We start from the raw sequence: 19,518 nt of genomic DNA on the forward strand, positions 1-19,518 counted from the left end.
CCCTGCCCATCGGCAGGGTTCATTCTCGATCGGCGTCGGCGTCCGCTACCGGGTGCCGCACCGAGACGCGGAAGCCGGCCGCATTCTCCGTATCGATCACCACGCCGTAAGGTACGCCGAAGTGCAGACGCAGGCGTTTGTGCACGTTGATGAGACCGATGCCGCGCGGCTGATCGTTAGTCCCCGATGTTTCTTCTAAAGATAACGGCTGCTGAAGCCCCGGACCGTTGTCTTCGATGATGAAGAGCAGGTCGTTATCCCGACGCTTGGCCGTCACCAATATTTTGCCTTTGCCTTCCGGCAATCGATTGACCCCATGCTTGACCGCATTCTCGACCAAGGGCTGCAGGATCAGCTTGATCACCTGAAGCTTCACGATTTCCGGCTCCACCTGAAAATAAACCTGAAACGACCTTTGGCTGCGGATCTGTTCGATGTCCAAATACAGCCTCGCATGCTCGATTTCCCTTTCCACTGTCGTCCGCTCGTTCCCGTTGTTCAGGCTGAACCGCAGCAGGTTGGCCAGCTTCATGACCATCGCCGCGATGTCGCCGACGCCCGCTTTCTCCGATTTCCATTTAATCGCGTCGAGCGTGTTGTAGAAAAAATGGGGATTGATTTGATGGTTCAACGTTTGCAGCTCCAGCCGCCGTTTGTCCGCCTCCATGTCCCGGGTCGTATCCAGCAGGTCGTTCATCCCCGAGATCATCTGATTGTAACCGCGCACAAGCTGCCCGACTTCGTCCTTCTTGCCGTGATGGAACGGAAACGGCTGGAGCATCCCCATCTTGACGCGGTTCATGTGATTGACGATATCCTTGATCGAAAGGGTGAAGCTTCGCACGATGACGACGAGGAGGATGGTCATGAGAATCAGGCTGATGAACACGATCCAGAACGTAAAGCTCTGGATTTGCGCGATAGCCCCCGTCAAATCCTTGTGCGGCACGGCCGCGACGAGGCGCCAGCCCTCGATGCCCAGAGGCGTCTCGGCTTTGGACCAGACGCGGTCGGAAATCCGTTTTTCGTTAAACGAGGCGGATGCCGGATGCGAAATGACGTTGTGATGTTCGTCCAGCATGTAAAACATGTAATTTTTGAATGAGGACGGCGGCGAGAGCATTTCCCGAACCGCGTTGTTGGGGATTTGAATGGCGAGCACGCCCAGCGGCTCGTAATAATAGGAGGAGCGAATGGCTCGAACGTAGATGAAAATGGGCTGATCCATCCCTTCATCCCAAACGTGGTACCACATGCCGCGATTTTGCAGGTCGAAGATGCGGCTGAAAAACGTCGGCGACGGGTCGATTTTGTTTAACTTGATTAACTGTCGGTAACGTGGGTATTTGGAGATGTCCTTCGGGAAGACGTACAGTTCGTTGAAACCTTTGCGGCTCGATATAATCTCGATCATCCGATTGATGAAATCATACTCTTCCTGCTGGTTGGCCGGCGGCTTGGAGCCAAGCAGAACCTGCAGGTCCCGCGATGCGATCATCTTCTCGGATTCCATCTCCACGCTGCGGAAGAAGGCGTTGATTTGCCGCGCGTTCAGTTGAAGATTGTCCTCGAGAAACTGCGAGGTGACAGTCGACAGCTGCTTTTTCGATTTTTCGTATGACAGGATGCCGAGCAGCACCACGGGAATGAAGACGGACAGGGACACGAGCGCGAACATTTTGTTGAACAGCCTGTTTTTGTTTTCGAACAGTCGTCTGATCATTTCCCGTATCGATACTCCTTCGGGGTTAGTCCCGTCCGCTTCTTGAACAAGAGCCCGAAATACTGCAGATCGCGGTACCCGACTTTTTCGGCGATCTCGTAAATTTTCAGGCTGGTTTCCCTCAGCAGCGTTTTGGCGCGATCGATTCTCACCTCGGTCAAATAATCCAGGTACGTCCGGCCGGTCTCTTTCTTGAACGTTTGGCTGAGCCACACGGGGTGAATGCACAAGGCTTCGGCGAGGACCGCCAAGGAAAGATTCTCTTCGGCGAATCTTTCGTCGATGATTCGGACCGCCCGCTCCACGATGGCGTTCGTCTTCGGCGTTTGGCATTCTTTGACGAGCCCGGAAAAATACCCGCCGAGCACGTCTTCGTAATCCTCGAGCGTCCGGCAGGCGTCCAGCGACTCCCAAACGCGGATCGGAATCTCCTCCAGTTCTTTCGAGACGGACCTGCGGATTTCCAGGTGAACCTCCGAGATCAGATTCAGCACGCCGCGCGTCATGTCCTCCCGACTCTCGGTCCCTTCTTTCCGCAGCGTATCCAGAAGGAAGACGCGCACGCCTCGGCGGATCGTCTCCTGATCTCCATGGACGATCGAGGAGGACAAATGCTCGGCGGACCAGGCCTCGGGCAGCCGGCCGGGATCGCCGGTCTCCGCGCAGGCTTCGGGATCGGACATCAAGGAGGAAATCCGAAACGCGGCCAGCGCTTCCTGATAGGCTTCGTGAAGCTGCTGAAACTTGGTTTTGACGGCGCTTTTGCCGACGGCGACATCGACTTTGTGGAACTGCGCGACGGACGCCGCCAGTCTGTCCGCGATCGCATGGGCGTTCACGCCGTCAACGGCCGTAATGAACACCCAGCGGTGCTTCGGATCTTTGAACAAAATCGACGGCGGATACGCCTGGGCGCAATCGTTCACGATATTTCCGATGGCGAAGGTTTGCAGGGCATGCGATTGTCCCGGCGGCTTGCCGTCCGGAAACCCTTTCGTATCCAACACGAAAACCGTGTACGACCGATCGGCCAACCATTCCAGGTCCCACAGGCGCAACCGGTGGTATAGATGTTCTTCCAGCCGGCTCGGCTTCAGGCAAAGTTCCACCAGGTGCTCGTCCCTTACCCACCGCGTTCCGATTTCGGCGAAAGATTGCTGCCGACGGAGCTCCAGATCCCTCGTTTTCCGTTCTCCGATGCGGAAAAGCGATTTGCGGATTTTCTCGACGAACTCGTCCGTCTCGTAGGGCTTCAGCAAATAATCGACCGCCCCGAGTCGGATGCTTCTTCTCGCGTATTCGAAGTCGTTGTAACCGCTTACTACAATAACCGTCGGCTGATAACCCCCATGAACGGCCTCCTCCACCAAATCCAAACCCGTCTTCCCCGGCAGCATGATGTCCGTGACGATCAGGTCCGGCCGCTCGGACTCCACGATTTGAAGCGCCTCTTCCGCTTGATTGGCGGTAAACAGCGCAAAATCCATATCCCGGATCGACTCTACCGCTCTTCGCATCCCTTCCAGAGAATCCGGTTCGTCCTCGATCAAGATGAGTTTCATTTCATGCCCTTCCCTTCTCTAACCAAACCGGACCGTTCCGATGACTCCACTTATAACTTATTCGTCCACTTTCACCCAACGTCTTTCGGCATGGCTTTTGAGAATCGCGTCGATGATCTTCATCGTATAATGGCCGTCCCCGATCGAGGCGAACGACGGCGATACCGGCTCGCCGGCTTCCTTCGCGCGCACGGCTTTGTAGAAATCGAGCAGCAGGTTTTTCATGCCGTCCGGCCATCCTTCCTGGTGCCCGCCCGGATAATGGGCCAGTTCCGCGGCTTGCCGGCTGAGCAGTCCCGGGTCGCGCACCAATTGGCGGTTCGCCTCGTCGCGGCGTCCAATCCACAGGTTATTCGGCTCCTCCTGGTCCCAGGCAAGCGCTGCCGTTTCGGCCGCGATTTCGAAATACAGGCGGTTTTTGCGGCCTGCCGATACTTGCGACACCGTAAACACGCCCTGCGTCCCGTTCTCGAAATGCACCAGCACGCTGCCGTAATCCTCCGTCTTCACGTCCACCGGCTCCGTCTCCGCTTCAACTGCTCCCGAGAACGTCGCAACGGATCCTTTCGGTTTTTGGCGGACGGGATGCACCGTCTTCAAATCCGCGCACAGCTCCACGATCCGCTGCCCGAGAATATGCTGCACGGTATCGCACCAATGGGAGCCGATGTCCGCGATCGCCCGGGATAATCCGTTCTTCCCGGTGTCCAGGCGCCAGCTGTAATCCGTGTCGTACAGCAGCCAATCTTGGGTGTATCCGCCGTAGACGAGGTTCGCCTTGCCGAAATCGCCGCGGGAAATATACTCGCGCGTCTGCTGCACGATCGGGAAATGCCGGTAGTTGAAGCAAACCCCGTTCACCGCTTCGCTTCGGCGGGAGAGCTCGAGCAGCTCCAAGGATTCCCGGCTGTTTTTGGTCAGCGGTTTTTCGGAAAGCAGATGTTTGCCCGCCTGAAGGACTTGCTTGTTCACGCGGAAGTGCATATCGTTCGGCGTGCAGTTATGGACGGCTTGCACCTCCGGGTCGGCGATCAGCTCCTCCGGAGATCCGTACGCCTTCGGGATGCCGTATTGATCGGCGAAAGCCTTCGCCTTCTCCAGGCTGCTGCCGGAGACGGCGACGATTTGCACGCCCGGCACCCTCCGCAGCGCCTCCACATGGAATGATCCCGAAAAACCCGTTCCAATGATGCCTGTTTTGACTGGATTCATGAGCGGATTCCCTCATCTTTCGTACTGGAATTTCGTCAGCGACGTTTGCAGCGCGCCGCATGCTTCTTTTAATTCCGCGGAAAGCCGGGCCAGGCCTTCGCTGATCGTCAATTGTTCCGCGCTTTGGGAGGCGACCTCCTGGGTAATCGCCGAAGATTCCTCGGAGACCGCTGTGACGTTCTCGATCGCTCTCTTCAACGTTTCCTGGGCTTGCTCCAGATCCTTCAGACGTGCCGTGCTGGCTTCCGCCTTCGTCAGAACTTCTTCCATATGGCCATGCACGTTGCCGAAAATCCGGTTCACCCGATGGACGTAACCCGCTTGCGCGAGCAAAATCGGCTGCGATTCGAGAATGGACGCGGACGTTGCCTGGATCTCCTCATGGAGCGTCTCCACGATGCCCGCCACCACTTCCATCGACTGCCGGGATTGTTCCGCAAGCCTTTGCATTTCCTGCGCGAGCACCAGGAAGCCTTTGCCTGCGTTTCCGACGCGGCTGGCCTCGATACCGGCGTTCAGGGAGAGGATCTTCGTCTGCTGATTCACCTGCGCCATCAGATCGAAGATTTTTTCCATCGACTTGGTGCTATCCCTGAGGCGCTCCACTTTCTGCGCCATTTCGCCGGTCTTGCGTTCCGCCTCGCTCGTGTTGGCCGTCAAATCCCCCAAGCAGCGAATGCCCTCCTGACTGAACACCCGGACTTCCTTCGCGGTATCCGCGACCTCCGTGATGCTCTCCATGACCGATTTCAATTGCTCGTTGGCCGCGAGCGTGACTTCGCTGCCGCAAGAGGCCTCTTCCGCAAGCGATACGGCGCCTGCGGCGATTTCTTCGGTCGCCGCGGCGATCTCTTTGGCCGTTTGGGACGTGCTAACCGACACCTGCACGATTTGGCCGGCCGTCCCCATCACCGCGGCCGCAAGCTTGTCCGTATCCCGGATCAACTGCGTCATCTGGCTCATCATTTGGTTAAAGCTGTTGCTCAGTTCCCCGATCTCGTCCTTTCGGGTGAAACCGGCGCGAACCTTCAAGTTTCCTTTGGCGCCTTCTTTCATTAAATTCCGGATGCGCTGCAGGGGACCGCCGATTCTTCTCGCGAGAAGGTACCCGATGACGAGCGCAAGGACAGCCGCCGAGAAGGCCGCGATCAGGGTAAAACGGTAAATGCTGTCCGCATGGGCGTATACCGAGGCTTTCGGCACAAGACCGATCAAAGTCCAGCCGGTGAGCTCGGATTTCGCGTATACCGCGAGCAAATCGGCGCTTCCGTCGCGAAGCGACAATTCGCCGGACCTGCCTCCCATCGCAAACGGCGGAGCGTCCGTCCAGGAAGCATTTGCGCTTGCCACGTTCGTTCCGTCGGCGTCCCGCATCAACACGTTCCCGGAATCCAGCCGGATTTTCTTGAGCGTATTGCCGAGTAATACCGGGTCGAACTCCATAAGGAGAACCCCGATGGGATCGTCAAAGGAGTTTTTCAGAATTTGCGCGACTCCAAACGACGATTCGCCGGCGCGCGCGATTCCGAGATAACCCTGCTCGCGCGGAGGCAGCCATACGAATTTGCCGTTCTGGTCGATCGCTTTCTTATACCACTCTTGGGTCGCGATATCCTTCGGAATCTTGACATCCGTCGTCCCGAACGATCCTTTGTCGTTGAGTACGTAGATACCCGTCACATAAGGCTGTGACAATTTCAGGTTTTGCAGGTAGCTGCGGACTTTTCGGTCCATCGTGACGCGCTGCACCTGCTCCAGGTCGAAATTCAGCAGCGTGAAAATCTGGTCCGTGAATTCCGTGTTGTTCCGGATCTGATTCGACAGGTTCTCGTAGTTGCCGAACATGTATTCCAGCTTTTCGTTCGCCTGGACGATCGTTTGCAGAGAGGAATTAGACACCTCGGAGGCGATGGTGCGCTTCGACAAGTCGTACGAAATGAGGCCGACAGCCAAAACGAATGCCAGAATGCCGACGAAAAAGATCAAAAACAGTTTGAACCCGATCGAGTGCAGGCTAAATCCTTTCGCAAACCGTCTATTCGCCGCCACGGGCATCCTCATCCTTCTCCGGATTTACTTGTTCACGGCTTTCCGGCCGAACGCGACGGCCAAAATGATGATGAGTCCTTTGATGATCATTTGCTGGCTGACGTCGAGTCCCATGATGATCAAGCCGTTGTTGATCGTGCCGATCATCAGCGATCCGATGACCGTACCGACGACGGTTCCGACGCCGCCGAACAGGCTTGTGCCGCCTAGAATGACGGCCGCGATGACGGACAGTTCATCCCCTTCGCCGAAAGTGAAGCGTCCGGAGTGCATCCGTCCGGCATACAGCATCCCGGCCAGGCCGGCGATCAACCCGGAAGCGGCGAGCACCATGAGCTTCGTCCGGGCCACGTTGACGCCGGAGAAACGCGCGGCGTTCTGGTTGCCGCCCGTAGCCAGCGTTCTGCGGCCAAACGTCGTTTTTCGCAGCACGACATGACCGATGACTGCGATCACCAGCGTCCAAATGAGAAGGACCGGAATCTTCCCGATGTCCCCGGACCCGAAGATGTAAGAAAAGTTTTCGTTGAGAATCGGGACGGGGGCCGTATCGGTAATCCACATGGCGAACCCTTTCGCGATTCCCATCATGCCGAGCGTAACCAGGAATGACGGGATGCTTACCTTCGTCACAAGCCATCCGTTAACGGTACCGATCGCCAGTCCCGTACCCAAACCCGCCACGATGGCGCCCATAATCCCGTAGCCGTGTTCGAGCGCCAGCGCGCTGGTAAGCGAAGCTAAGGCCGCGATGGAGCCGACCGATAGATCGATCTCCGCCGCGCTGATGACGAAGGTCATCGCCACGGCCATAATGGAAATGATCGCCGTTTGTCGAACGATGTTCATGATGTTGTTCGAAGTGAGAAACCCGTCGGAGTTCAGCGTGATGGCGAAATAGGCGAACACCACGATAAACGCGATATACACGATATATTGCCGCCAGTTGAATTTTCGGGTCCAGGCGACGGTTGCCTTCGCCTCAGAAGTATTGGATTGCATGCTGCAACTCCTCCTCGGACTGGATATCTTTCCGGTTATATTGATTCACGACCCGGCCGTCGTGGAACACGAGAATGCGGTCGCATACCGCCAGCAGCTCGGTGAGTTCCGAAGAAACGACCAGGATGCTTTTGCCTTCGGTCGCCAGATCGCGGATCATGTCTATGATTTCGGTCTTCGCCCGGATATCGATTCCGATCGTCGGCTCGTCGAGCATGATGATTTCCGGGGCATTGGCCAGCCACTTGGCGAAAACGATTTTTTGCTGGTTTCCTCCCGACAGCAGCCGGGTGGTTTTGTGGATCGAATCGGTTTTGATACTGAGCTTGCGCACCCATTCTTCGGAATTCCGGTTCCCTTTGCGGTCGTTCACGAAACCAAGGGGCCCCGCTATTTTGGAGATGGACGGAAGCATGATGTTGTCCTTCACTTCATGTTCCAAGACCAGCCCTTGTTCCCTGCGGTCTTCCGGAACGAGCGCGAGCCCGCAGCGGATCGCGTCTTTCGGGGATTTCATCCGTACCGGCTTCCCGTGGATGCGCACTTCGCCGTCCGTCCACGCGTCAATGCCGAACAGCGCGCGAAGCGTTTCGGTCCGCCCGCTGCCCATAAGGCCCGCGAATCCGAGGATTTCCCCTTGCTTGAGTTCGAAAGTAACGCCGTTAAGCCGGTTGTCCGTTTTCAATCCCGACACCTGCAGGATCGCTTCTCCATTGCCGGAAACCGGTCTTTCCTTCCATTCGAACTTATCCAGGTTTTTCCCCGCGATGTGGCCGATGACGCTGTCCATGTCGAGGCGGGAGGTGTCGTCCGTCACCAGGTGGCGGCCGTCTCCGAGGATGGTGATCCTGTCGCATACGCGATAGATTTCTTCCATCCGGTGAGAAATGTAAATGATCGAGATGCCCCTGCTCTTCAGACGTTCGATGAGCGAAAACAGGATTTCGGACTCCCGTTTGGTCAACGACGAGGTGGGTTCATCCATGATCAATATTTTCGTTTCCTTGGACAATGCTTTGGCGATTTCGGTCATCTGCCAGAAGCCAACGCCCAGATCGGCCACGAGGTCGCTCGGCTTCATGTCGACCTCCAAATCTTCCAACAGCCGCCTGGTCAACTCGGTGCATTGCTTATCGTCGATGAAACCCGCTTTCGTTTTCGGTTCCCGCCCGAGAAAAATGTTCTGTGCGACGGTCAAGGTAGGCACGAGGCTGAATTCCTGGAAAATCATCGATATGCCGTGTTTTTCCGCATCCGCCGGCGTTTGGATCTTCACTTCGTTTCCATCGATGCGGATCTGTCCCGCGTCCATTTCATAGACGCCGGTCAATATTTTCATGAGCGTGGATTTTCCGGCTCCGTTGCCGCCCATCAAAGCGTGGACTTCACCCCGAAGCAGTTCAAAACCGACGTCTTGCAAAACCTTGATGCCGTTGAACGATTTGCTGATGCCGCTCATTTGCAAAGCCGGCACTGCCATACTCCGACCCCCAGACGATATGTCGGGCGGGGACGGATGTCGCCCCCGCGCCGGCATGTTTTGGTGAAAACGTGTCGTTACGCGAACCTTACAGGCATTTGACCCACTTGTCTGTCTCGGCGGATTCGATGATCGCGTCGGAGATGACGGAGATTCGATAGCCGTCGTAGAAGTTCGGCGATACTTCCGTATCGTTCACGATAGCGGAGAAGAAATCGTGCGCTTCGATGATTTTCGTCTCCGTGTATCCGATACCGAGCGCCGGAATCGGCCACAGCGCATCCCCGTACGGATGGGCGGGGCCGGTGTAAATCGTGCGGAAACCGCGGCGGTCGTCCGGATCGTTCGAGAAGCACACCTGCAGCTCGTCGCGCCGCTCGTAGTTGAAGCAAATCGAACCCTTTTCGCCATGGATTTCGAACGTGAGATAGTTATTGCGGCCCCACGCGTTGCGCGTCGCCTCGATGCTGCCGACCGCGCCGTTCTCGAAGCGCAGCAACGTCGTCACCTCGTCATCCGTATCTACCGGTTCCTTCCGGACGTCCGCTCCCGCTTTCACCGTACCCAATTTGTCGACGGAGCCGGATTGCACCGGCCGTTCCGTGATGTAGTGGCTGAGCACGCCCATGACTTGGGAAATTTCGCCGACCAGGTAACGCGCGAAATCGATCACGTGCGTTCCCGTGTCTCCCAAAGCGCCTGAACCCGCGACGTCCTTGCGGAAACGCCATGATAGCGGCGAGCTGGGATCCGCGGACCAGTCCTGCAAATAAGTGCCGCGGAAATTCAGGATCTTGCCGATGGCGCCTTCTTCAATGTACTTTTTCGCCAAGGCCACGGCCGGCGTACGGCGATAGTTGAAGGCGACCATATGCTTCACGCCGGCTTGCCGAACGGCATCCCACATTTGCTTGGCTTCCGCGCCGGTCCGGGCCAGCGGCTTTTCGCAAATGATGTGTTTGCCTGCCTTCGCGGCCGCGATGGCGATCTCGGCATGGGAGTTGTTCGGCGTGACGATGTCGATGACGTCCACGCCCGGATCTTCCACGACTTTCCGCCAGTCGGACGAGTAGGACTCGAAGCCGTAACGGTCCGCCGCGGCTTTCGCCAGCTCGTCGTTAATGTCCACGACCGTTTTGCGGTAAGGAATCGCCGGAGCCGGCGAGAAAAACATCGGCATTCCGGCATAGGCCAGCGAATGCGCCTTGCCCATGAAACCTCCGCCGATCATCGCTACGTTCAATTTGCGCATGTTACGTGCACTCCTTTACTTTTTGGCTGCGTCTTGAATGGAGGAAGGAGCGTCGGTGCCGTATACCGTTTTCCAAGCATCCAGGATATTGTCTTTCGTAACCGGAAGAGCCGGTACCGCATAATACGGAGCAGTCTGCTTGCCGAGCAGGGCATAGCCCGCCAGGATGGCTTCCGCGGTTCCCTGGTCATACGGCAGCTGAGCGCCGAGACCTTTGATCATGCCGCCGGAAGCGATGTCGAGCGCAACGTTGGTGCCGAGGTCGATCGTGGTGATGACCAGATCGTTGCGGCCTGAGGAGCGGGCGGCTGCGAGAGCGCCTTCCGCCGGAACGTCCCAAACGACGAACAGACCTTTGAGGTTCGGATGCTTGGTCAGCAGTGCGGAAGCGACTTTCTCGCCGTCGTTCGGGCCCGTAATGCCGCCTTTGTCGATCAGTTTGATGTTCGGGTATTTTTCTTTGATCGTTTTTTCGAATGCGTCCGTTCTTTGCTTCGTGACGAAGAAGTCCGCGTCATGGTAGATCATGCCGATTTCGCCGGATTCGCCGATGGCCTTGGCCATGATGTTGGCGGACTCGACGCCGTTGCCGTAGTTGTCCGCGGATACGACGCTGACATAATCCTTGCCTGCTTGGAGGCCGTTGGGCTTGTTGTCCATGAACACGAGCTTCACGCCGGCCGCGGCGGCCTTCTTGTAGGCGTCCGCCGTCGATACCGGATCGACCGGGATGCTGACGATAACGTCCGGCTTCTTCGACAGAATCGTCTCGATGTCGGACACTTGTTTTTCCGACTTGAAGTTGGCGTCGGTGGTCGCGATGACTTCAATGCCCATTTTGGCGAAAGCCGCCTGCAGACCTTTGATTTGCGCCGTCGACCAGTCGTTGCCGGCATAGTGCATGGCGATGGCGGCCTTGTAGTGGCCCGCCTTGATTTTCTCGATGTCGTCGGCGGACAGCGACAGCGTTTTCGCCGAAACCGCCGTTTCGCCGTCCGGGCCCTTGCTCAAAATCTCTTTGTCCGGCAGCGCCTGGTTGATCGTCAGGGCTTCGCCCGACGCAGCGCTGGAAGCACTCGGAGACGCGGAAGCGGAAGCTGAAGCAGGTGCAGACGCGGAAGGTGAAGCGCTTTCGGAAACCGCCTCCGAGCTGGACGGACTCGAATCGCTGTTATTGCCCTTGCCGCAAGCCGCCAGAACGGCAACCAATGCCATAACCAGAACGACCGTAAGTGCGAGTTGCTTTTTCACGGAAAATGACCCCCCAAATGGTTATTGAAAATCGCATTGCTCGCGAAGATACTTTCTGCTGATGACCGCTCCGCGATAAGGGTCGTCGTGGCTGTCCAATTCGACGGTGATCCAACCGTCATAGCCGTGTGCCCGGAGGATCCGCGTCATCTCCGCGAAGTCCTGTCCGCCTTCACCCAAAGGAAGGAAGTTTCCGGAACCGTAATCCTTGTAATGAACGTAGCGGACCCGGTCGATGTATTTGCGGATCACGGCAACGGGATCGCCTCCCCCCGCTTCGATGTGCGCGGTATCCGGGCAGAGGGAAATGTTCGTCAGTTTCATGATGCGGTCGAGCTGATCCGGCGCCTGAACCATGGTTCCGAGATGCGGGTGGTAACTGGGTACGAGGCCGTACTTCTCCGCCACTTGCGCCGCGCCTTGCAGCGACTCCGCCAGAGCTTCGAAATCGGAATCGAGGATACCGGCTGCCCGGATCGCTCCTCCTCCGAGGACCAAATGCTCGGCTCCGCATTCGGCGGCCAGTTGGGCTACCTTTTCGATTTTATAAAGCTCTTCTTTCCAAATGTCCGGGAAAATGAAGTTCGCGCCGGTATAAACGCCTACGAGTTTTTGGCCATGCTGCTGCAGCAGGTTTCGGAATTCGGCGGGACGGTCCTCATACGTCATGAGGTTTCCGTCAAACAGTTCGATGCCCGCAAAGCCGGCGTTTGCGATCTCCTTGACCGCCTGCTCCATCGATCCCGGGGTCCAATAGTACAAATCCTTTACCGAGGTGACGCCGGCGGGATGACCCACGACGCCGCCCCATGTATTCGTCTGGTAACCAAGCTTCATCTTTGTTCACCTCCTTTCAAAGGCCGGCGTACGCATGCTCTGCCGGAATCGTCGGTTTTTGGCTTTTCAGCATTTGCGCCAGCTCGGCCGGCGCGCGTTCCCGCAAAATTTCCTGCCACTTTGTCAACAGATTTTCCGAAGTCACCTTATCAGGGCTTACGCCGATGAAGGAAGGAATGCTTCTTCCAAGCAAAGCGTTCGCCGCCGACAACGCCATTGCTCTTCCCTGATCGTAAGGACGCTGGGCGCTGATGCCTTTGATGGGGCCGCCCATCGCCATGTTGTAGGCCACGTCCGTATCCAGATCGGCCGTGATCACGCCGATGTCTTCGCGGCCCAACTCCCGAAGCGCTTTCAATACCGCGAGCGCCGGACCTTCCCAGGAAACGTACAGCCCTTCGATTTCGGGATGGTTTTTGATCATCTCGTAGCAGGAATCGAAGGCCTTGCTTTCCTTCATGAACGGTTCCATCGCCACGATTTCGAGCTCCGGAAACTCCTCGGAAAGAACTTGTTCCACCGCCATGTCCCGCTGTTTCGTGGCGAAGAACGAGGCCCCGTGAACGAGCATGCCGACCTTTTTCTTGCCGTTGTCGGTCAGGTATTGCCCCAGGATTCTCCCCGCGACTTGTCCGTTCTCCCGCTCGTTGACGGATACGCAGGTGACATAGTCTTCTCTTCTGAAGCCGCGCGGCACGTTGTTGATGAGCACCAGCTTGGTGCCGGCGTTCACGATTTCCCGGTAACTGCGCGACGTCAACGCCTCGTCCGCGGGGATACTGATCAAGACGTCCGGCCGCATCGCGAGGATGCTTTCATGCTGCGTGATCTGCATCTCCGGGTTAAAATGCGCGTCCGTCACCGCCAGCACCTTGATTCCAAGCTCCCAAAAAACGTCTTTGATTCCTTTCTCGTGCATCCTCGCCCAGGCGGTTCCCGCATAGTGGAACGATATCGCGGCCGTATAAGAACCGGATTTGATCCGTTCGATATCCGCGGCGCTCAGCCCGAGACATTCCGGACTTTCGGCTTTTTCGCCAAGCGGACCGCGGCCGATGCACTTCGTCGAGTGCCGGATGGTCATTCTGCACGGCGCGACGGCGTTCTCCCCGCTGTCCGGTTGAGACGCGATTTTGCGTGTCAATTTCTCCAGGCTCATTCTTCCGAGTTCATGCGGATCATGGGCAACCGTCGTAATCGCGGGATTGACCAGCCGGTTCGCTTCCAGCTCCGTAAGGCTCACCACCGAAAGGTCTTCCGGGATTTTGAAGTTTCGGTTCGTGAAATAACGCAGGAACTCGAAAGTCGCGACTTCGTTCCCGATCACCCATGCCGTCGGCCTGTCCTCCTCACAGGCCCCGACCGCATCCGTTTCGAACGCTTTGTCCGGCTGCCGCCCCAGTACCCGTGCCGGATCGAACACCAGCTCGTGCTCCCGCAAGGCGGCTTGGTAGCCGGAAAGGATCTGCGGGCAGGCGTATGGATTTTCGGGATCGTAAATCAAGCCGATTTTTTCATGGCCGCTTTTGATGAGGTGAAGCGTTCCTTTGTAGGCGCTTTCGCGGTAATCGATCAACAGATGCCCGTTTTCCGCGATGCGGTCCGCGTGGCCGATGATCACCATGGGAATGGGGAATTCAGCAGAGCGGATGCGTTCGCTGCGGCGTTTGTCCGTAATGAGGATGATGCCGCTCGGCTTTTCCAATCTCACATAATCCTGCACGGCTCCCGGATGATCCGACTGGAGAACCACGATCTGGCGGCCTTCCTGGGCCGCTTGGCATTTCACCCCTTTCAGAATCTCCACGCAGAAATAGTCCGTTATGTTTTCGACGACGCATAAGATCACGTCGGTTGAAGCCGCTTTCACGTTGCGCAAAAGGAACCCCGGTTTTTCGTCCAGCTCCTGGATGACCTTCATCACCCGTTCGGTCAATTCATCGCTGACGTATCGGGTTTTATTCACCACGTGGGATACGGTCGCGATCGACACCCCTGCTTTCCGGGCGATTTCCTTCATTTTCACGATTCGGTCACCTTGCATTCTTCTGCAAAATTTACGTAAATAAAAGCGTAAAAGCCATCTTTTTTACTCTCAGGATTTAAGTGATAGTCATTATATAACATGAAAACGCTGTCTGGGTCAATGAATTTACGCAAAAATTTTATTTTAGCCGTCAAAACGTGGAGGCGTGAAAGAAAAATCGTCCGTTTTTTCTCGATTTCACTGATTCACTCCCCTATTTACGTAAAAAAGCCGACCCTAAGGTCGGCTTTTATGGGATTTACGGGTTCCGGTTGCCTTTCAATGCGTTTGCGAGCTGAGCCGGTGCGCGTTCTTTCAGGATTTCCTGCCATGCGATCAGCAAATTGTCTCTCGTGACTTTGTACGGACTCACTCCGATATAGGACGGGGTGCTTCTGCCGAGGAGCGCGTTCGCGGCGGCGAGCGCGATCGCCCTTCCCTGGTCATAAGGACGCTGCGCGCTGATCCCGATGATGGAACCGCCGGCGGCCAGGTTCAGCGCCACCTCGCTGTCCAAGTCCGCGGTGACCACGCGGATCTCTTCCCGGTTTAATTCCCGCAGCGCTTTCAGCGCCGAAAGGGCGGGCCCTTCCCAAGAGACGTATAACCCTTCGATCTCCGGATGGTTTTTGATCAATTCGTAACAAGTATCGAATGCCCGGGATTCCTTCTCGAAGCTCTGCACCGCGACGATTTCTAGGTCGGGAAATTCTTCGGTGAGCACCTGTTCCACCGCTTGATCCCTTTGCCGGGTGGCGAAGAAAGGAGCGCCGTGAACGAGCAACCCGATTTTTTTCTTGTCATGTCTTTTGAAATAATCGCCCAACAATCTTCCGGCGATTTGGCCGTTTTCGCGTTCGTTTACGGAAACGCACGTGACGTAGTCCCGGCGTTCGAAACCTTCCGGAACGTTGTTGATCAGCACGAGCTTGATTCCGGCGTTTAACATGGTGCGATAACTGGCCGCGGTCATGACCCCGTCAACGGGAACGCTGATCAAAATGTCCGGGTTCATGGAAAGGATGCTTTCGTGCTGCTTGTTTTGCAGTTCCGGGTCAAAGTGGGCATCGGTGACGACGAGCACCTTGATTCCCATTTCGGCAAATACGTCCTTGATTCCTTTTTCGTGCAGCCTTGCCCATGCGGTGCCGGAATAATGGAAAGAGATCGCCGCCGTATACTCTCCGGTTTTGATGCTCTCTATCTCCGAAGCCTCCAGATGCAAGAGTTCCGGACTTTCCGCCTTTTCGCCGAGGGGGCCTTTGGCGATGGTCTGCGTTGAGCTCCTTACTTTGATTTTGCTCTCCACGACCGTATTCTCGGAGTCTTCGCCCAGCCGTTTGATTTTCGCGATCAGCTTTTCGAAACTTTTCCGACCGATTTCAGCAGGATCGTACGACACCGTGGTAATCGGCGGGCTCAGCAAATCCCCCCATTGGAACTCATGGAGGCTAACCAGCGATAGATCCTCCGGACATTTGAGGTTGTGGCTGCCCATGAATTTCAAACACCCGGTCGCCGCCGCCTCGTCCGCGCAGAGAACGGCGGTCGTCCGGTTGGTCTGAGATAGGATGTCCTGCACCTCGTGCTTATCGTAAGCGCACAAGTCTTCCATCGCGACGACAAGGGAGGGGTCAAACGGAATACCTTGCTCGTTCAACGCCTCCCGATACCCGAGGAGTTTGCGATCGAACCAGGGGCCGTCCTTATCCCGATAAACGAATGCCACCCGGTCATGTCCGCTTTTCATAAGATGGTGGACCGCCTTATAGGCGCATTCGAACGCATCGAAGACAATATTCCCGTTCTCTGATACACTGTCCGCTTGACCGACGAAAACAGCGGGGATGCCGATTTCCTTCATCTTGGAGAAGTCGCTTTCCGAACGCGCGCCCATGAGAAAAACGACGCCGGCCGGCTTTTCGAGCCGGATGTATTCGTGAAGCAAGCCGAAGCTGTCCGAATGCAGCACGACTACATGCATGTCTTCGAGCCTTGCCCGGTCTCTCAAACCTTTGATCACGTCGACGCAGAAATAATCCGTGATATTATCCGCCAAGCACAGGATGTTGCCGGATTTCAGCGACTTTTTGTTACGTAGAAGAAAACCCGGTTTGCCGTCCGTTTCCTCGATGACTTTCAGCACCCGCTCCGTCAATTCCGCGCTGACGTACCGGGTTTTGTTCACCACATGGGAAACCGTTGCGATGGAGACGCCGGCCCTCTCCGCAATTTCCTTGATATTCATTCGGCTTTCACCCCCTCCGACACTCTGCGAATCGCAGCTTGGACAAGCGCAAAATACCCATCGAATTGAAGTATAAAATATTTCGGTCGATGAGGAAATCCGCGGGATGAAATTCGGTCCAAAAATCCATTTCTGCGAATATACTGGCCTCGGCATGTATTAAAACCGGGACATTGATCAATCATCCTTAAACATCTCAACGAATTCGGAAGGCGTCATGTGCGTGTGTTTTTTGAACAGCTTGCTGAAGTAGTTCACGTCCTCCAGACCGACGGCTTCCGCGGCCGCATGCACTTTGCTTCCTTTTCGCAAATGCTCTTTGGCTTTATTGATGCGGATCTGGTTGATGAATGTCGTAATGCCGATGTCGTATCTTTTTTTGAAGGCGCGGGACAAAAACTCTTTGCTGATGAAGAATTGCTGCGACAAGTTGCTCAGCGAGAGGTCCTGCCGGTAGTTGCGGATGATGTATTCGTAGATGCGGGAGATCAGGTCCAAATGCGGAACCGTTCCGTCGGACAGCGTTCCCGTTTCGTCTTCGGCGGCGGGTGCAGCGTCTTCGTCTTTGGCCAGCCTGGATACGACCCGCCCCAGGGAGGCGTTAAAGGCTTCCCGATCGATGGGCTTGAGAATGTAGTCCTTGGCCCCGAATCGGATCGCTTGATGCATATAGACATAATCGTCATGGCCGCTTACGATGATGATATTGGAAGAAAGCTCGAACCGCTCCAGTTGTTTAAGCAGCTCCAAGCCGTCCATGCCGGGCATCCGCATGTCGAGCAGCACGATGTCCGGCCGGTACTCGCTGATCATCTGAAACGCCTGCAAGCCGTCCGACGCCTCTCCGATCACTTCGACGCCGAGCTGTTCCCACAGTCCGATTTTGCGGATCGTTCTCCGGATGTGGGCTTCATCGTCCACGATCAAGGCGGTGTAGTTCATTCCGGCCACGCCTCCCTTCCGGTGTCCGGGCCGTCCGCGGATGTGTTTATTTGGCCGGGGAGCCGGATCATGACCTTAAAGCCTTGGCCCGAGCCGCTTTCCACCCAAAGGCCGAACTCTTCGCCGAAATAGTAGCGAATCCGGTCGTGAATATTGAGCAAACCTCTGCCGTTCCAGCCGCTGTTCTCCTCGCGGGCTTCTCCCCCGAATTTCCGGTTCCATTTGTCCGCCTCTGCCGCGGAAATACCGGTTCCGTTATCCTCCACCACCAGCAAACAGCCGCCCCGTTCGTCCGTCTCGTTGTAAATACGAATGATCCCCGTGCCCATGCGGCTTTCCATCCCGTGTTTGATCGCGTTTTCCACCAACGGCTGAAGGGTCAGCACCGGCATATGACAGCCCAGTAACGAAGGATCGATATCCACGCGATAGTCCAACCGGTCCTCGTACCGGAATTTTTGGATGAACAAGTACTGCTCCACGTTGTTCAATTCCTGCGACAGCGTCACCAATTCGTTGTTGCGGCTGAGGCTGTAACGCAGGATCGTGCTCAAGGCGCCGCTGATTTTCTCGATCGAGTCGATTTGGTGTTCCACGGCAATACCGCTGACGATCTGCAGCGTGTTGTTGAGAAAATGCGGATTGATCTGCGCTTGAAGCGCTTCTAACCGCGCTTGTTTTTCATCGATTTTGGCCTTGTATTCGGAGTTGATCAGGTAGTTGATTTTATCGGTCATCTTGTTGAAGCTCCGGTTCAGCTTGCCGATTTCGTCGATCCGGTGCAGGTAGGTTTGCAGCTTCCCGTTGCCTTCTTCGAACTTTTCCATCGCATACGCGATTGTCTTGATCGGATTTGTGGTGCGGATCGCGATGAACAGCATGAGGATGATGCTGATGACGAAGATGCCGATCAGCAAAATGACGTTGGTGGCGGCGTTGCGCCGGACGTCCTCCATCAGCACGCGGTTCGGAATCTCCTTGACCATGTACCAGCCGGAAGATTCCGATTGATTGAACAGCAAAACGGACTGGCGGCCCGGCATATCCGCGTGTCCGGAGGTTTTCGCCGTTTTCAGCTTCGCCAGCAGCGCTTCGTCCGCCGGGTGAAAGATTTCCCGGGAATCGGTCGAATAGATGACGGTTCCGTCGCCGGAGACGATCACCAGTTTTTCCTCGGGCTTGCATAGTTCCCGTGCGAGGCGATCGAAATATTCGTAACCGATATTGATGCTGATAACGGATATGAGCTCGTCCTTTTTCAGCGGATTAAACAAGGATTTGGAAAAATTGAGGAGTTTTCCGGTACCGGTATTGGCGGATTCGCGAATATTCAAATTTTCGGACAGGTAGAGGTTGCCCCTCGACTGCAAAGCGCCTTTGTACCACGTATATTTGTTCAAATCCGGATTTTCGATCGCGAATGTATTTTGGGCGCCGGCGCTCGGAATGTCTTTGTGCGAAAACTCGTCCATGATGTACAGATGGCGATTGCGGTTGAAATACAAATAGACGCTGTCGGCATAGCTGCCGTAGCTGTATATGCTGGAGAGGATCTGATCGATCTTCGCGTTTTCGTTAATATAGTCTTTGTCTTCGTTGGCGAGGGAATTGTTCTCCCAGAAAATGCTTTCCACGAACGCCCTCTCCATCAAACGGTTGATTTCGAGGATGACGTTGCTGAAATAATTCCGGTTCGCCTGGTTGAGCAGCTTCATGTTCTGGTCGATCATTTCCGCCTTGATGTCCTGGGCGGCGTTCTGATACGAATAAACGATCATGCCGCACTGCAGCACGTAGATGAGCAAACAAACCAGAAGCAGCTTGTATTTCAAACGGCTTCTGAGCACGTAAATCATTTTATCCCGGTGGGACATGCCGATCATGACTTCACCCGCTGTCGATCTGATTTGACGAACGGAACCGAGGACCCGCCT

13 protein-coding genes are annotated in these 19,518 nt (G+C 55.9%); all 13 read right to left on the reverse strand.

The window, feature by feature from the left end:
• Positions 1 to 19 precede the first annotated feature (19 nt).
• The 13 genes from PTZ19_RS08580 to PTZ19_RS08640 all read right to left on the reverse strand — a co-directional run bounded on the left by PTZ19_RS08580 (position 20) and on the right by PTZ19_RS08640 (position 19,467).
• Positions 20 to 1,723, reverse strand: coding sequence for a cache domain-containing sensor histidine kinase (locus tag PTZ19_RS08580; protein ID WP_276353779.1), 1,704 nt, complete (start codon positions 1,721 to 1,723; stop codon positions 20 to 22).
• Entirely contained in the window at positions 1,720 to 3,285 is a 1,566-nt protein-coding gene (locus tag PTZ19_RS08585; RefSeq protein WP_276353780.1) for a response regulator, read from the reverse strand. The genes PTZ19_RS08580 and PTZ19_RS08585 overlap by 4 nt, the downstream gene beginning before the upstream one ends.
• Before the next feature lie 57 nt (positions 3,286 to 3,342).
• Entirely contained in the window at positions 3,343 to 4,497 is a 1,155-nt protein-coding gene (locus tag PTZ19_RS08590) for a Gfo/Idh/MocA family protein (RefSeq protein WP_276353781.1), read from the reverse strand.
• A gap of 12 nt (positions 4,498 to 4,509) precedes the next feature.
• Positions 4,510 to 6,546, reverse strand: a complete 2,037-nt coding sequence (locus tag PTZ19_RS08595; RefSeq protein WP_276353782.1) for a methyl-accepting chemotaxis protein — start codon at positions 6,544 to 6,546, stop codon at positions 4,510 to 4,512.
• A 24-nt stretch (positions 6,547 to 6,570) separates the two neighbouring features.
• Positions 6,571 to 7,548, reverse strand: a complete 978-nt coding sequence (locus tag PTZ19_RS08600) for an ABC transporter permease (RefSeq protein ID WP_276353783.1) — start codon at positions 7,546 to 7,548, stop codon at positions 6,571 to 6,573.
• Complete coding sequence (locus PTZ19_RS08605) at positions 7,529 to 9,028, reverse strand: sugar ABC transporter ATP-binding protein (protein WP_276353784.1); 1,500 nt, start codon at positions 9,026 to 9,028, stop codon at positions 7,529 to 7,531. The genes PTZ19_RS08600 and PTZ19_RS08605 overlap by 20 nt, the downstream gene beginning before the upstream one ends.
• A gap of 88 nt (positions 9,029 to 9,116) precedes the next feature.
• A complete protein-coding gene (locus PTZ19_RS08610; RefSeq protein ID WP_276353785.1) occupies positions 9,117 to 10,280 on the reverse strand; it encodes a levoglucosan dehydrogenase in 1,164 nt (387 codons plus the stop codon).
• A 15-nt stretch (positions 10,281 to 10,295) separates the two neighbouring features.
• Positions 10,296 to 11,531: a substrate-binding domain-containing protein gene (locus PTZ19_RS08615; protein ID WP_276353786.1), complete on the reverse strand. Its 1,236-nt coding sequence runs from the start codon at positions 11,529 to 11,531 to the stop codon at positions 10,296 to 10,298.
• Positions 11,532 to 11,552: 21 nt separating this feature from the next.
• Positions 11,553 to 12,368 (reverse strand): sugar phosphate isomerase/epimerase family protein, encoded by an 816-nt coding sequence (locus PTZ19_RS08620; protein WP_276353787.1) that lies wholly within the window; start codon positions 12,366 to 12,368, stop codon positions 11,553 to 11,555.
• Positions 12,369 to 12,384: 16 nt separating this feature from the next.
• Positions 12,385 to 14,388, reverse strand: coding sequence for a LacI family DNA-binding transcriptional regulator (locus PTZ19_RS08625; RefSeq protein ID WP_276353994.1), 2,004 nt, complete (start codon positions 14,386 to 14,388; stop codon positions 12,385 to 12,387).
• A 265-nt stretch (positions 14,389 to 14,653) separates the two neighbouring features.
• A complete protein-coding gene (locus PTZ19_RS08630) occupies positions 14,654 to 16,642 on the reverse strand; it encodes a LacI family DNA-binding transcriptional regulator (protein WP_276353788.1) in 1,989 nt (662 codons plus the stop codon).
• Positions 16,643 to 16,819: 177 nt separating this feature from the next.
• Positions 16,820 to 17,584, reverse strand: a complete 765-nt coding sequence (locus tag PTZ19_RS08635) for a response regulator transcription factor (RefSeq protein WP_276353789.1) — start codon at positions 17,582 to 17,584, stop codon at positions 16,820 to 16,822.
• Positions 17,581 to 19,467, reverse strand: coding sequence for a cache domain-containing sensor histidine kinase (locus tag PTZ19_RS08640; protein WP_276353790.1), 1,887 nt, complete (start codon positions 19,465 to 19,467; stop codon positions 17,581 to 17,583). Before PTZ19_RS08640 ends, PTZ19_RS08635 begins: the two co-directional genes overlap by 4 nt.
• Positions 19,468 to 19,518: the final 51 nt, after the last annotated feature.

The sequence above is a fragment of the Cohnella caldifontis genome, assembly GCF_029360585.1.
Classification (GTDB): Bacteria; Bacillota; Bacilli; order Paenibacillales; family Paenibacillaceae; genus Cohnella; species Cohnella caldifontis.